Consider the following 13,413-nt stretch of genomic DNA (forward strand, 5'->3'; position numbering starts at 1 on the left):
TCTCGGAGATGTGTATAAGGGCCAGCGATCCCGCGCGCGAGTCCCAGGCTCCCGCGCGCGAGTTCCACGTTCCCGCGCGCGAGTTCCACGCTCCCGCGCGCGAGTTCCACGTTCCCGCGCGCGAGTTCCACGTTCGCGGCGGTGTCGTGCTGCGGCCGAATGTGGAACTCGCGGCCCTGAATGTGGGACTCGCGGTCCTGAATGTGGGACTCGCGGGGTCAGAAGCTGAGGTAGCCGCCGTCGACGGTGATCGTGTCGGCGGTGTGGAAGGCGCTGGCCGGGCTGGCCAGGTACACGGCGAGCGCGCCGAAGTCGTCCGGCCTGCCCCAGCGCCCGACCGGCATCCGCGGCAGCACCCGGCGCTGGAACCCTTCCGAGTCCAGCGCCGGGGCCGCCAGCGGCGTGTGCACCCAGCCGGGCAGGATCGCGTTGGCGCGGATGCCGTGCCGGGCCAGCTCGACCGCGATCGACTTGATCATCGCGGTCAGCCCGGCCTTGCTCGCCGCGTACGCCTGCCCGCGCGGCTGGCCCTGCACCGCCGCCACGCTGGAGGTGCCGACCAGGCTGCCGCCGGTGCCCTGCGCCAGCATCACCCGCGCCGCCGCCCGCAGGGTCAGGAACGCGCCGTCCAGGTCCACCCGGGTGACGCGGCGGAACTCCGCCAGCGACGTCTCGGTGAACCGGCTGCCCGCGCCGCCCACCCCGGCGTTGACGAAGCAGGAATCCAGGCGCCCCAGCGCTTCCACGCTGCGCGCCATCGCGGACTCGACTTCGTCCTCGTCGCCCACGTCGCAGCGAACGGCGAGCACCGTCGTGCCGTGCCGGGACAGCTCGGCGACGGCCGTGTCGTTGCGTTCGGGGTTGGTGCCCCAGATGGCGACGTCGGCGCCGGCGGCGGCGAGCGCGCCGGCCATCGCGAGGCCGATCCCGGAATTGCCGCCGGTGACGACGGACGCGTGCCCGGTGAGGTCGAACGGGTTGGTCATCCGCGGATAGTGCCCCACGTTTCTCCCGCCACGCAAGGAGTTGCCTGATGGACTTCGAGTTGCCCGCGGCGCTGCGGCAGCTGCTCGCCGACCTCGACCGGTTCCTCGAGGACGAGATCTGGCCCCTGCAACGCCAGGACGACAACGAACGCTTCTTCGACCACCGCCGCGAGTACGCCCGCACCGATTTCGAAGCCGGCGGCACGCCCCGCCCGGAGTGGGAGGAGCTGCTGCGGGAGATGTTCCGGCGCGCCGACCGGGCGGGCTGGCTGCGGTACGGGCTGCCGAAGTCGGTCGGCGGCGGCGACGGCAGCAACCTCGACATGGCGGTGATCCGCGAGCACCTCGCGGCGAAGGGGCTCGGTCTGCACAACGACCTGCAGAACGAATCCTCGGTGGTGGGCAACTTCCCGCTCGTGCACATGTTCCTCGCCGCCGGCACGCCGGAGCAGCAGAGCGAGTTCGTCGAGGACATGATCACCGGCCGCAAACGGGTCGCGTTCGGACTGACCGAACCGGACCACGGCAGCGACGCGACCTGGCTGGAGACCACCGCGGTGTGCGACGGCGACGACTGGATCCTCAACGGCGCCAAGCGGTTCAACTCCGGCCTGCACTCCGCCACCCACGACGTCATCTTCGCCCGCACCTCCGGCGCGGGCGGCGATCCACGCGGCATCACCGCGTTCATCGTGCCCACCGACACGCCCGGGTTCTCCGTGGACTTCCACTGGTGGACGTTCAACATGCCGACCGACCACGCCGAGGTGACGCTGACCGACGTCCGGGTGCCGTCGACGGCGGTGTTCGGCGAGGTCGGCGGCGGGCTGGCGCTGGCGCAGCACTTCGTGCACGAGAACCGCATCCGGCAGGCCGCCTCCGGGGTCGGGGCCGCGCAGTACTGCATCGACCGCAGCGTGGACTACGCGCGGGAACGCCGCACGTTCGGCCGCCCGCTGGCCGAGCGGCAGGCGATCCAGTGGCCGCTGGTCGAGCTGCAGACCGAGGCCGAGCTGGTGCGCACGCTCGTGCGCAAGACGGCGTGGGAACTCGACCGCACCGACCACCTGCTGATCAGCGACAAGGTGTCGATGTGCAACTACCGCGCCAACCGGCTGGTGTGCGAAGCCGCCGACCGCGCCATGCAGGTGCACGGCGGGCTCGGCTACACCCGGCACACCCCGTTCGAGCACATCTACCGGCACCACCGCCGCTACCGGATCACCGAGGGCGCCGAGGAGATCCAGATGCGCAAGATCGCCGGGTACCTGTTCGGGTTCGCGGGGCCGGGCAGGCGATGACCGGGCTGGCGGAGGCGCTGGGGCGGCGGCTGGGCGCGAAGATCACCGGGCTGCGGCGGCTCAGCGGTGGCGCGAGCCGGGAGACCTGGGCGTTCACGGCCGAGCCCGGCGGGCGGCTGGTGCTGCGGCGGGACCCGCCGGGGGAGTGCCGTCCGGAGGAGATGGCGCAGGAGGCCGCGTTGTTCCGGGCCGCGCGCGAGGCCGGTGTCCCGGTGCCGCGGCTGGTGGACCACGGCGCGGACGTGCTGGGCTCGCCGTACCTGATCACCGAGCACGTCGACGGCGAGACGATTCCCCGGCGGCTGCTGCGGGAACCGGAGCTCGCGGACGTGCGGCCGAAGCTCGCCGCCGAGCTGGGCCGGGTGGCGGCGCGGATCCACGCGATGCCCGCCGTGCCCGGACTGTCCGAGGTGGATCCGCTGAACTCGCTGGTGGAGCTGTACGACTCGCTCGGCCAGCCGTTGCCGTCGCTGGAAATCGGGCTGCGGTGGCTGCGAGAACACCGGCCGGAACCGGCGGGGGACACCGTCGTGCACGGCGACTTCCGCAACGGCAACCTGATCGTCGGCCCGGACGGGCTCGCCGCCGTGCTGGACTGGGAGCTGGCGCACCGCGGCGACCCGCTGGAGGACCTGGGCTGGTTGTGCGTCAAGGCGTGGCGGTTCGGCTCGCCGCTGCCCGTGGGCGGGTTCGGCAGCCGGGAGGAGCTGCTGGACGGCTACGCCGAGGTGGCCGGGTTCCGGCCCGATCCGGCGGCGGTGCACTGGTGGGAGGTGTTCGGGACGGTCCGGTGGGCGGTGTTGTGCCTGCGGCAGGCCGACCGGCATCTGAGCGGGCGCATCCGGTCGGTCGAGCTGGCGGCGGTCGGGCGGCGGGTGTGCGAGCACGAGCACGACCTGCTCACCGCGCTCGGGGTGCCGGTGGCTCCGGTCGACGCGGTGCCGGATCCGGTGCCCGATCTGCACGGCCGGCCTAGCGCGGCCGAGCTGGTCGAAGCGGTGGGGGAGTTCCTGCGCGCCGAGGTCATGCCGGGCACCGAGGGGCGGTTGTCGTTCCAGGCCCGGGTGGCGGCGAACGTGCTGGGCATCGTCTCGCGGGAGTTGCGTTGCGGTGCCGGGCAGGAGCGGCGGCACGGGGAACGGCTGGCGGCGCTGGGGTTCTCGTCGCGCGCGGAGCTGGCGCGGGCGTTGCGGTCGGGTGCCGTGGCGGTGGCGGAGGTCGTCGCGGCGGTGCGGACCGACGTGATCGACCGGGTGCTGGTGGCGAATCCGAAGTACCTGGAGCAGGAGTGAGGGAGATCGCGAGCGGGCTGCGGTTCCCGGAGGGGCCGGTCGCGCTGGACGACGGTTCGGTGCTGGTGGTGGAGATCGAGCGCGGCACGGTGTCGCGGGTGTGGCCGGACGGGTCGGTGACCGTGGTGGCGGACTGCGGCGGCGGGCCGAACGGCGCGGCGATCGGCCCGGACGGGGCGGTCTACGTCTGCAACAACGGCGGGTTCGCCTGGCACCACCGCGGCGGGGTGACGCTGCCCGGGGACCAGCCGCCGGACTACCGGGGCGGGTGCGTCCAGCGGGTGTCGTGGGACGGCGCGGTGACGGAGCTGTACACGTCGGTGGACGGGCGGCCGTTGCGCGGGCCCAACGACCTGGTGTTCGACGCGCACGGCGGGTTCTACTTCACCGACCTGGGCAAACACCGGCCGCGGGAGAGCGATCGCGGTGGGTTGTACTACGCGCGGGCGGACGGTTCGCGGGTCGCGGAGATCGCCTACGGGTTCACCGGGCTGAACGGGGTGGGCCTGTCCCCGGACGGTTCGCGGGTGTACGCGGCGGAGACGGTGACCGGGCGGGTGTGGTTCTGGAACGTGGACGGGCCGGGCCGGATTTCGCGCCCGCCGGGTGGGGTGCACGGCCCCGCGGGGGCGGCGTTGCTGCACGGTTTCGGCGGCTACCAGATGCTCGACTCGCTCGCGGTGGATTCGGCGGGCAACGTCTGCGTGGCGACGCTCATGACGGGCGGGATCAGCGTGCTCAGCCCGGCGGGGGAGCTGCTGGAGGTGGTGCGGCCGCCGGAGCCGGACCGGTTCGTGACGAACATCTGCTTCGGCGGCCCCGGCCTGCGGACGGCGTACATCACGTCGTCGGGTGCCGGCAAGCTCTACGCGACGGAGTGGCCGCGCCCCGGCCTGCGGCTGAACTACGCGGATGCCGCGCCGACAGGCAGCTGACGGGCGGAAATTCACCCGGACGGGGCCCGCGGGCTCAGGTGCCCTTCGTCCGCTTGTCCAGCCGCGCGTGCAGCGGTGCCACCTCTGCGAGGGTGCGTGAGCCACTCGCCCGGTCGTGCCGGGCCACCCGCTCGGGTTGCGGCTCAACTATGCGGGGGCACGGGCCGCGGTGACGGCCCGGGACGGTGCGCAAGTCACCTTCCGGGGTGGTCGTTTCCGGGCACCGGCGCGAGGCGGCCGTTCCGGAGCCAACCGCCCGGCCCGCGGGCTCAGCTGCCCTTCGTCAGCTTGTCCAGCTGCGTTTGCAGCTCGTCCAGCCGCGCGTGCAGCAGCGCCACCTCCGCCGACAGCAGCGGCACCAGCTCCGGCCCGCCGGTCGTGGCGCCCGTGGTGAACGCCACCGCCCGGTCGTCCCGGTGCACGGGCACCCCGGCCAGGCGGCTGAAGTGCTCCAGCGTCAGCGGTGGCCGGTTGCCCGCGCACGTCGAGCACACCGGCAGCAGCTTGCGCCATCCCACGACCCCGGTGCCGGTCGCCACGAACACCTGCGCCGGCCACCCGCACGCGCACAACCCGGCGTGCACGGCCGTCACCGTCTGCTTCGAGTACCGCACGCCCCGCTCGTACAGGAAGTACCGCCCCGCGGCGTCCACCTCCAGCAGCACGCTCTGCTGGTACTGCGGATCGCACGCCAGGGCGCGGGCGTCGGCGAGTTCGTGGAAGCAGTAGAACCCGCAGTCGCACAGGCGGGACGGGCTCTGGTGGCGGCTGCTCTGCGCGCACTTCGCCTCGGCGGTCACCCGGTAGGCGTGCGTGCGGCCGAGCGACACCCCGGTGAACCCGGCTTCGGTGCCGTCGGCGGAGAGCATCGGGTACGCGAGCTTGTAACCGCGCAGCGGGACGTCGCGCCGTTCCTGGGGCGTGCGGCGCAACGACAGCCAGCCCGCCATGGCTCAGCGGTCGGCGGTGACGGGGGCGGGGCGCTCCGGTTGGGGGGTTTCGGCGGTCTCGCGTGGTTCCTCGACCGGGGTGACCTCTTCGGCCGTGGATTCCTCGACGACGCCGACGGCAAGTTTCCGGCCCAGTCTCATCGCAGCCTCCTCGCGGATCACGGATGCGTTTTTCCAGCGTGACCGGTCGGCGCGGCGATGTCCAGAGCTATTCGAAACGCGCGGTGTCCCCGGCACCCGTTCGGACGATCTCCGGCTCCCCGCCGGAGAAGTCGATCACCGTCGTGGGCTCGGTGCCGCAGTCGCCGGAGTCGACCACCGCGTCGACCACGTGGTCCAGCTCGTCCTTGATCTCCCAGCCCTGGGTGAGCGGCTCCTCGTGGCTGGGCAGCAGCAGCGTGCTCGACACCAGCGGCTCGCCCAGCTCGGCGAGCCGCGCCTGCGCGACGACGTGGTCCGGGATCCGCACGCCGACCGTCTTCTTCTTCGGGTGCAGCAGCCGCCGCGGCACCTCCTTGGTGGCCGGCAGGATGAACGTGTAGCTGCCCGGGGTGGCGGCCTTGATCGCGCGGAAGATGGTGTTGTCGACGTGCACGAACTGGCCGAGCTGGGCGAAGTCGCGGCAGACCAGGGTGAAGTGGTGCCGGTCGTCGAGGTGCCGGATGGCGCGGATGCGGTCCAGGCCGTCCCGGTTGCCGAGCTGGCAGCCCAGGGCGTAGGCGGAGTCGGTCGGGTAGACGATCAGGCCGTCGCGCCGCAGCAGGTCGACGATCTGACCGATCGACCGGCGCTGGGGGTTGTCCGGGTGCACGTCGAAGTACTTCGCCATTCCCCGAGCTTAGGGTCCGGCCGGCCGGCCCCGCCCACGGCCCGTCAGTTGCCGGTGAACGACCAGAGGGTGTCGTACGACTCGAGGCCCGGGTCCCGTTGACCGCTGCGGCACAGCGTACGGATCAGCCGACGGACGCTCGGCACTCGGGACCGTCGAGGAGATCCGCCGCAATCCGCACGGAGCGGAACCTGGGCCAAGTGCACGCGGAACTGGGCTTGCGCAGCCAGGACCCCGCGCTGTGCGGAACGGTGGGTGCACCACACCCTGGTTGCGGCGCGCGGTTCCGCGGAGAGTGGCCGGTGAGGAAAGGAGAACCCATGTCGGGCAAGATCGTTGTCATCACCGGCGCGAGCAGCGGGATCGGCCGGGCGACCGCGGAAGTGCTGGCCGAGGCCGGTCACCGGGTCGTGCTGGGCGCGCGCCGGGTCGAGCGGCTGGCGGAGCTGTCGGCGAAGATCGGTGGTGCGTCGTACCGCCGGCTGGACGTCACGGATTCCGCGGATGTTCAGTCCTTTGTGGACTGGGTGGTGGCCGGGCACGGCCGCGTCGACGTGATCGTGAACAACGCCGGCGTCATGCCGTTGTCCGCGCTGGAGCGGCTGAAGCTCGGCGAGTGGAACCGGATGATCGACGTGAACCTCCGCGGCGTGCTGCACGGGATCGCGGCGGGCCTGCCGGTGATGCAGCGCCAGGGTGGCGGGCACTTCGTGAACGTGGCGTCGATCGGGGCGCACGAGGTGGTCCCGACGGCCGCGGTCTACTGCGCGACGAAGTACGCGGTGTGGGCGCTGTCGGAGGGGTTGCGCCAGGAGACCGGCCCGGACATCCGGGTCACCACCATTTCGCCGGGCGTGACGGAATCGGAGCTGGCGGACACCATCACCGACGCGGACGCGGCGGAAGGCATGCGCACCTACCGCGCGAACACGATCCCGGCCACGGCGATCGCCCGCGCCATCGCGTACGCGATCGAGCAGCCGGCGCAGGTGGACGTGAACGAGATCATCGTCCGGCCCGCCGCGTAGTTCACCGCAGCAGGGAACCGAGTCGCTGGGCCGCCTCCACCACCGTGCGGCCCAGCGATTCCTCGTCGGGGGCCGAAAAGAGCGACAGGCCGATGCTGACCTCCCGCCCGGGCACCATCGCCGAAATCCCGATCACCGACGGCGCGATTTCCCCGTAGGACACCGCGAAACCCCGCTCGCGGGCCAGCGACACCTCCTCCCGCTCGCCCGCCACCGGCGGCGCCGCGGCCAGCAGCGCCAGGCCCGCCGAGCCGCGGTCGATCGGGTCCACCTGGCCGGGCCGGAAGCTCACGTGCATCCGCGCCTGCCGCGGCTCCACGATCATCAGCATCCGCACCTCGTCGGCGTTCTCGCGCACCACCAGGTGCGCCGTGGCCTGCGTGAGGTCGGTCAGCTCCTCCAGCACGGGCCGCGCGAGCGTGCGCAGGTCCTGTTCCACCGGCTCGGCCAGCCGCACCAGGCCCGCGCCGAGCGAGATCCGCTTGAACCGGTCCCGCCGGCACAACCGGTGCGCCTCCAGCGTCCGCACGAGACGGTGCGCCACCGTCCGGTGCACGCCGACCCCCTCCGCGATCTCCGTCAGCGTCATCCCCTGCGGGTGCGCGACGAGCAGTTCCAGGATCTGCAGCCCGTTGTGCAGCGTTTTCGACATCCCCGAGTCGACTTCGGACACGCGGGCACCCCCTTGACGACGAACCGGACCGCGACCTACTGTTTCCGTAGTTCGCACGCTGCGTGCGATAATAGCACGCAGATCGCAGCGTGCAAGCCCCGGAGGAGGTCAACGTGGACGCGGACACGCTCGCGCTCGTGCACCAGCTGTACGGCGCGCAGAGCCACCACATCGACGAGGGCCGTGCCCACGAGTGGGCGGAGACCTTCACCCCGGACGGCGAGTTCTGCTCACCGAGCTACCCGGCGCCCGTCACCGGGACGGCGGCGCTGACGAAGTTCGCCGAGGACTTCGCCGGGCAGGACGGCGTCACGCGGCACGTCCTCACCAACCTGCACGTCACGCCCGCGGACGACGGCCTTGTCGTGCGCGCCTACCTGCAGATCGTGCGCACCCTGCCGGACAGCCCGCCCGAACTCCTGCGCCAGACCACGATCACCGACCACCTGGTCCGCCACGCGGGCACCTGGCGCATCCGCCACCGCACGGTGCGCCGCGACGACCTGAAGGAGAACCGATGAGCGACACACGCGCCCAGCACGAGCCGATGACGGCCGTCTACCCGGAATTCGCGGGCAAGGTCGCGGTCGACACCGGCGCCGCCCGCGGCATGGGCGCGCGCTTCACCGCCGCACTCGCCGCGCGCGGGGTGCACGTCGTCGGCGCCGACATCAACGAAGAGCAGATGCTGGCGACCGCGAACGAACTCACCGCGGAACTCGCGAACAGCGACAAGCCGGGCCAGATCGTCGGCGCCCGCCTCGACGTGACCAAGCCCGCGGACCACGAAACCGTGGCACAGCTGGCGCTGGAGCGGTTCGGGCGCCTCGACTTCTGGGTCAACAACGCCGGCATCTTCCCGTTCGCGCCGGCCGAAGACATCACGCCGGAACAGATCACCGCGACCCTGTCGGTCAACGTCGAGGGCGTCCTCTACGGCGCGCAGACCGCCGCGCGGCACCTGGAACCGGGCGGCGCGATCGTGAACATGTCGTCGGTGTCGGCCGTCCGCGTCCGTCGCGGCCGCGCCGCCTACTGCACCTCGAAGGCCGCCGTCGCGCACCTCACCGAGTCGCTCGCCGTCGAGTTCGGCGACCGCGGCATCCGGGTCAACGCGATCGCCCCCGGGTACATCGACACCGAGATGACCCGCTGGGTCAAGGAGGACCCGGAGGCGCTGCGGCACGCGCTGGACGTCGTGCCGCTGCACCGGCTCGGCTCGCCGGAGGAGGTCGTCGGCCCGCTGCTGTTCCTGCTCTCCGACAGCGCCCGGTACGTCACCGGGCACAGCATCGCCGTCGACGGCGGGTCCCGGCATGTCTGAGTACCCGGACACGGTGCTGATCACCGGCGCCGCCGCCGGTATGGGCGCCGGCCACGCCCGCGCGCTCGCCGAACACGGCACGCACGTGTGCCTCGCCGACATCGCCGACGCGACCCCGGTGGCCGAGGAGATCGCCGAGGACGGCGGCTCGGTCTCGGTGCACGAACTGGACGTCACCGACCCCGCCGCGTGGGCGCGCGTGGTCGAGGAGATTCGCGCCCAGCGCGGCCGCCTCACCGGCCTGGTCAACAACGCCGGCATCTCGCGTCGCCTGGAGTTCCTCGACACCACCGACGAGATCTGGGACCGGGTGCTGCGCGTCAACCTGTCCGGCCCGTTCTACGGCATGAAGGCCGTCGCCGGGCTGATGCGTGACTCCGGCGGCGGGTCGATCGTCAACATCTCCTCGATCTCCGGCCAGATCGGCTACTTCTCGCCCGCGTACAGCTCCAGCAAGTGGGGGCTGACCGGACTGTCCAAATCGGCCGCCGGAAACTTCGCGAAGTGGGGGATCCGGGTCAACTCCGTCCACCCCGGACTCGTCGAGACCGCGTTGCTGGCCGGGTCCGGCAGCTTCGTCGCCTCGGCCGTGGCGAGCATCCCGGCCGGGCGCATGGCGACACCCGCGGAGATCACCGAGGCGGTGCTGTTCCTGCTGTCGAGCAGGTCCAGCTACATGACCGGCAGCGAGGTCACCGTGGACGGTGGCCTGGTGTCCAACGGCCTCTACCACCGCATCATCGCCGAGACCGGAGGGGATTTCGCGTGACCGACGAATGGGACGTCGTGGTCGTCGGCGAAGCCGTCGTCGGGCTCGCCGCGGCCGTCTCCGCCGCCGAGCGGGGCGCTTCGGTGCTGCTGTTCGAATCCGAAACCGACCTCGGCGGCTCGACCCAGCTCTCCGCCGGCATGTTCACCGCCGCCGGCACGAGCGTGCAGGCCGCGCTGGGCGTCGAGGACTCCGCCGAGCGGTTCTTCCAGCACTACATGGACCTCAACGCCTGGCAGCTCAACCCCGGGCTGATCGAGGCGTTCTGCCGCCACTCGGGCCCGACGCTGGAGTGGCTGATCGGCCTGGGCGTGGAGATCCCGGCGAAGGTGTCCGGCGACGCGCACACCCCGGGCCTGTGCCGGGCCGGGGTCGAGGACGTGTGGCGCGGGCACGTGCCCAAGGACCAGGGCTACGGCGTGGTGCAGGTGCTCGCCAAGGCCGCGCGCGCCCGGGGCGTCGAGGTCGTCTTCAACACCCGCGTCGAGCGGCTGATCGAGACAGGCGGCCGGGTCCGCGGCGTCGTCGCCGACGGCATCGAGGTGCGGGCGGGCGCGGTGGTGGTCGCGAGCGGCGGGTTCGCCCGGGACCCCGGCCTGCTGGCCCGTTACTACCCGGCGGCGCTGCGGGCGGGCGAGGACCTGTTCGTCGTCGCCGCCGACGGCAGCCGCGGCGACCACCTGCGCTTCGGCGAGCAGGTCGGTGCCGGGGTCACCGGCGCGGGCTGGGGCCTGATGCTGCCCACCGCGTACTTCCAGCGGCTGCACCACTGGCAGTCCGGGTTCCCGCCCAAGTCGCGGATCCACGTCGACGCGGCCGGCCGCCGGTTCATGGACGAAGACGCCTCCTACGCGGTGTCCAGCGACATCATCGAGGCCCACGGCGGCACCGCTTGGGTGATCTTCGACGAACGCGCCCGCCGCGGCCTGCCGCCCGGGTACGCGCACTGGGACGCCGGCCACGTGCTGGCCGAGGCCGAGGCCGGGCGCACGCTGCGCGCGGGCAGCCTCGAGGAGCTGGCCGGCAAGGCCGGGATCCCCGCGGACGCCCTGGTCGCCACCGTGCGCCGGTGGAACGAGCAGCTGCCGTCCGGTCACGACCCGGAGTTCCTGCGGCACCGCACGCTCGCCGCCAAGGGCGCGACCGGCCACCCGGACCCCATCGGCGAACCCCCGTTCTACGCGGCGCGCCTGCTGCCCGCGGAGCTGGTGTGCACGCACGCCGGGCTGGAGATCGACGCCCGCGCGGCGGTGCGCGACGAACGCGGCGAGGTCATCGCGGGCCTGTTCGCCGCGGGCGAGGCCGGGGCCGGCGTGCTCGGGCCGCGCTACGTCGGTGGCGGCAACGCGGTCGCCAACGCCCTGACCATGGGCCGCCTGGCCGGCGTCAACGCCGCGGCCTGACTTCGCGCGGCACTCAACGAGGAGAGACATGAGCGAAACCACCACCGCCGGGGATCCCGGCAGCCGCACGATCCGCAAGGTGAGCAAGAGAGTGCTGCCGCTGGTCGCGCTGCTCTACGTGTTCAACTACATGGACCGGTCCAACATCAGCTACGCCCAGCTGGGCATGCAGCACGAGCTGCTGATCACCACGGCCGTGTTCGGCACCGCGTCGGCGATCTTCTTCCTCGCCTACGTCGTGTTCGAGATCCCCAGCAACATGATCATGAAGAAGATCGGCGCGCGGATCTGGCTCGCCCGCATCGCGATCAGCTGGGGCATCGTCACCGCCGTCACCGGGTTCGTGCAGAACATCCCGCAGCTCTACCTCGCGCGGATCGTCCTCGGCATCGCCGAGGCCGGCCTCTACCCGGGCCTGCTGCTCTACCTGACGCTGTGGTTCCGGCCGAAGGAACGCGGCCGCGCCATCGCGACCCTGGCGATCGCGCAGCCGATCGCGATGATCCTCGGCAGCCTCACCGGCGGCCTGATCCTCGACCACGTCCACTGGTTCGGCATGTCCGGCTGGCGCTGGGTGTTCATCCTGCAGGGCCTGCCCGCGGTGCTGGTCGGCCTGATCGTGCTCGCGTACCTGCCGAACAAGCCCAGCCAGGCGCGGTTCCTCTCCCGCGCGGAGAGCGAATGGCTGGAAGCCGAGATCAACAAGGACTACGCGCCGGAACAGCAGGAGACCTTCCTCGGCCAGCTGCGGGTGATGAAGGACCGCAAGGTGCTGTACCTGGCGTTCGCGAACCTGTTCGCCGCGTGCGGCCTGTACGGGTTCACCTTCTTCCTGCCGCAGATCGTCAAGCAGATGGACCCGTCGTACTCGGCGACCAACATCGGGTTCCTCGGCGTGATCCCGTGGATCGTCGGCGCCATCGGGATGCTGCTGGTGGCGCGCAACTCCGACCGCACCGGCGAACGGCGCGGGCACGTGGTGGCGATGATGCTGCTGGCCGCGATCGGCCTGTTCGGCACGATCCAGTTCCGGCACACCCCGGTGGCGGCGCTGATCTGCCTGTCGCTGGTCGCGATCGGCGTGCTCGGCTACCTCGCGCCGTACTGGGCGCTGGCCTCGCGCGTGCTGTCGAAGGAGCACACCGCGGTCGGGCTGGCCGCGATCAACTCGATCGCCGCGCTGGGCGGGTTCTTCGGGCCGTACGTGATCGGCAAGAACGCCACGGCCGACGACGTGTCGGTGGGCCTGTACTTCCCGATCGGCTGCCTGGTCCTCTGCGCGGTGATGCTGTCCTTCCTCAAGGTGACCAGGGAACGACGTGTCGCAGCTGCCGCCCATGAGGTAGTTTAGATATTAACTACTTCTTCCGGCGATAGGGTTGCGGTCATGGCTGAGGGCGAGCTCGACTTCTGGTCCTTCGTCGAGCTCGCCAACCGCCGGCTCGCCGGGGAGTTCGGCTTCCGGCACCAGCTCGCCACCGAGGTGCTGCTGACCCTGAACCGGGCCTCCAACATCGTCACCTACGACCTGGAGGCCAGCGTCCACCGGCCGCGCGGCCATTCCTGGTCGGCGTTCCGGCTGCTGTTCGTCACGTGGCTGGCCGGCCCCCTGGAGGCCAAGAAGGCCGCCGAGCTGACCGGCATGAGCCGCGCGGCGGTGTCCAACCTGGCGAAGACCCTGGTCGCGGACGGGCTGCTGGAGCGCGCGCCCGGCGAGCACGACGGCCGCTCGGTGCTGCTGTCGCTGTCCGAGCGCGGCCGGGCCGAGATGGTCGAGGTGTTCCGCGAGCACAACGAGCGCGAGCACGAGTGGACCAGCGTGCTCACCGAGGCCGAGCAGCGCATTCTCGTGATGCTGCTGGACAAGCTGATCACCAACCGCGACCAGTTCGACGTGCGCGGCCGCAACTGACCCTTGCGCGC

15 protein-coding genes are annotated in these 13,413 nt (G+C 71.8%); 10 read left to right on the top strand and 5 right to left on the bottom strand.

Annotated elements, in window-relative coordinates; genetic code table 11:
- Positions 1 to 218: 218 nt before the first annotated feature.
- Complete coding sequence (locus tag D0D15_RS14250; protein ID WP_094004857.1) at positions 219 to 986, bottom strand: SDR family NAD(P)-dependent oxidoreductase; 768 nt, start codon at positions 984 to 986, stop codon at positions 219 to 221.
- Positions 987 to 1,033: 47 nt separating this feature from the next.
- On the opposite strand from D0D15_RS14250, the gene D0D15_RS14255 reads away from it, so the two are divergent.
- Genes D0D15_RS14255 through D0D15_RS14265 form a run of 3 tightly spaced genes read left to right on the top strand, consistent with a single transcriptional unit; the run spans position 1,034 to position 4,514 of the window.
- The gene (locus tag D0D15_RS14255) at positions 1,034 to 2,287 is read left to right on the top strand and encodes an acyl-CoA dehydrogenase family protein (protein ID WP_094004858.1); all 1,254 of its coding nucleotides are present in this window, start codon (positions 1,034 to 1,036) and stop codon (positions 2,285 to 2,287) included.
- Complete coding sequence (locus D0D15_RS14260; RefSeq protein ID WP_115944492.1) at positions 2,284 to 3,579, top strand: phosphotransferase family protein; 1,296 nt, start codon at positions 2,284 to 2,286, stop codon at positions 3,577 to 3,579. The genes D0D15_RS14255 and D0D15_RS14260 overlap by 4 nt, the downstream gene beginning before the upstream one ends.
- Positions 3,576 to 4,514: an SMP-30/gluconolactonase/LRE family protein gene (locus tag D0D15_RS14265; RefSeq protein ID WP_094004860.1), complete on the top strand. Its 939-nt coding sequence runs from the start codon at positions 3,576 to 3,578 to the stop codon at positions 4,512 to 4,514. Before D0D15_RS14260 ends, D0D15_RS14265 begins: the two co-directional genes overlap by 4 nt.
- 269 nt (positions 4,515 to 4,783) lie before the next feature.
- Here the strand turns inward: D0D15_RS14265 and D0D15_RS14270 are convergent, their stop codons facing one another.
- The 3 genes from D0D15_RS14270 to D0D15_RS14275 all read right to left on the bottom strand — a co-directional run bounded on the left by D0D15_RS14270 (position 4,784) and on the right by D0D15_RS14275 (position 6,293).
- Positions 4,784 to 5,464, bottom strand: coding sequence for a hypothetical protein (locus D0D15_RS14270; RefSeq protein WP_094004861.1), 681 nt, complete (start codon positions 5,462 to 5,464; stop codon positions 4,784 to 4,786).
- A 3-nt stretch (positions 5,465 to 5,467) separates the two neighbouring features.
- Complete coding sequence (locus D0D15_RS36315) at positions 5,468 to 5,605, bottom strand: hypothetical protein (RefSeq protein ID WP_167481506.1); 138 nt, start codon at positions 5,603 to 5,605, stop codon at positions 5,468 to 5,470.
- A 67-nt stretch (positions 5,606 to 5,672) separates the two neighbouring features.
- Entirely contained in the window at positions 5,673 to 6,293 is a 621-nt protein-coding gene (locus D0D15_RS14275; protein ID WP_115944493.1) for an L-threonylcarbamoyladenylate synthase, read from the bottom strand.
- A 320-nt stretch (positions 6,294 to 6,613) separates the two neighbouring features.
- Between D0D15_RS14275 and D0D15_RS14280 the strand changes: the two genes are divergently transcribed.
- Entirely contained in the window at positions 6,614 to 7,321 is a 708-nt protein-coding gene (locus D0D15_RS14280) for an SDR family oxidoreductase (RefSeq protein ID WP_094004863.1), read from the top strand.
- Between the two features lies 1 nt (position 7,322).
- Here the strand turns inward: D0D15_RS14280 and D0D15_RS14285 are convergent, their stop codons facing one another.
- The gene (locus tag D0D15_RS14285) at positions 7,323 to 7,994 is read right to left on the bottom strand and encodes an IclR family transcriptional regulator (RefSeq protein ID WP_244214957.1); all 672 of its coding nucleotides are present in this window, start codon (positions 7,992 to 7,994) and stop codon (positions 7,323 to 7,325) included.
- An 89-nt stretch (positions 7,995 to 8,083) separates the two neighbouring features.
- Between D0D15_RS14285 and D0D15_RS14290 the strand changes: the two genes are divergently transcribed.
- From D0D15_RS14290 to D0D15_RS14315, 6 genes are read left to right on the top strand one after another with little or no spacing between them, the layout of a single operon-like run.
- The gene (locus D0D15_RS14290; protein WP_233157185.1) at positions 8,084 to 8,515 is read left to right on the top strand and encodes a nuclear transport factor 2 family protein; all 432 of its coding nucleotides are present in this window, start codon (positions 8,084 to 8,086) and stop codon (positions 8,513 to 8,515) included.
- Entirely contained in the window at positions 8,512 to 9,318 is an 807-nt protein-coding gene (locus tag D0D15_RS14295) for an SDR family NAD(P)-dependent oxidoreductase (RefSeq protein WP_208646175.1), read from the top strand. The genes D0D15_RS14290 and D0D15_RS14295 overlap by 4 nt, the downstream gene beginning before the upstream one ends.
- Complete coding sequence (locus D0D15_RS14300; protein ID WP_094004865.1) at positions 9,311 to 10,087, top strand: SDR family NAD(P)-dependent oxidoreductase; 777 nt, start codon at positions 9,311 to 9,313, stop codon at positions 10,085 to 10,087. Before D0D15_RS14295 ends, D0D15_RS14300 begins: the two co-directional genes overlap by 8 nt.
- On the top strand, positions 10,084 to 11,490 hold the full coding sequence (locus D0D15_RS14305; protein ID WP_115944494.1) for an FAD-dependent oxidoreductase: 1,407 nt from the start codon (positions 10,084 to 10,086) through the stop codon (positions 11,488 to 11,490). The genes D0D15_RS14300 and D0D15_RS14305 overlap by 4 nt, the downstream gene beginning before the upstream one ends.
- Before the next feature lie 28 nt (positions 11,491 to 11,518).
- Entirely contained in the window at positions 11,519 to 12,841 is a 1,323-nt protein-coding gene (locus D0D15_RS14310; RefSeq protein ID WP_094004867.1) for an MFS transporter, read from the top strand.
- A 36-nt stretch (positions 12,842 to 12,877) separates the two neighbouring features.
- The gene (locus D0D15_RS14315) at positions 12,878 to 13,402 is read left to right on the top strand and encodes a MarR family winged helix-turn-helix transcriptional regulator (protein WP_094004868.1); all 525 of its coding nucleotides are present in this window, start codon (positions 12,878 to 12,880) and stop codon (positions 13,400 to 13,402) included.
- Positions 13,403 to 13,413: the final 11 nt, after the last annotated feature.

It is taken from the genome of Amycolatopsis thermalba (genome assembly GCF_003385215.1).
Classification (GTDB): Bacteria; Actinomycetota; Actinomycetes; order Mycobacteriales; family Pseudonocardiaceae; genus Amycolatopsis_E; species Amycolatopsis_E thermalba.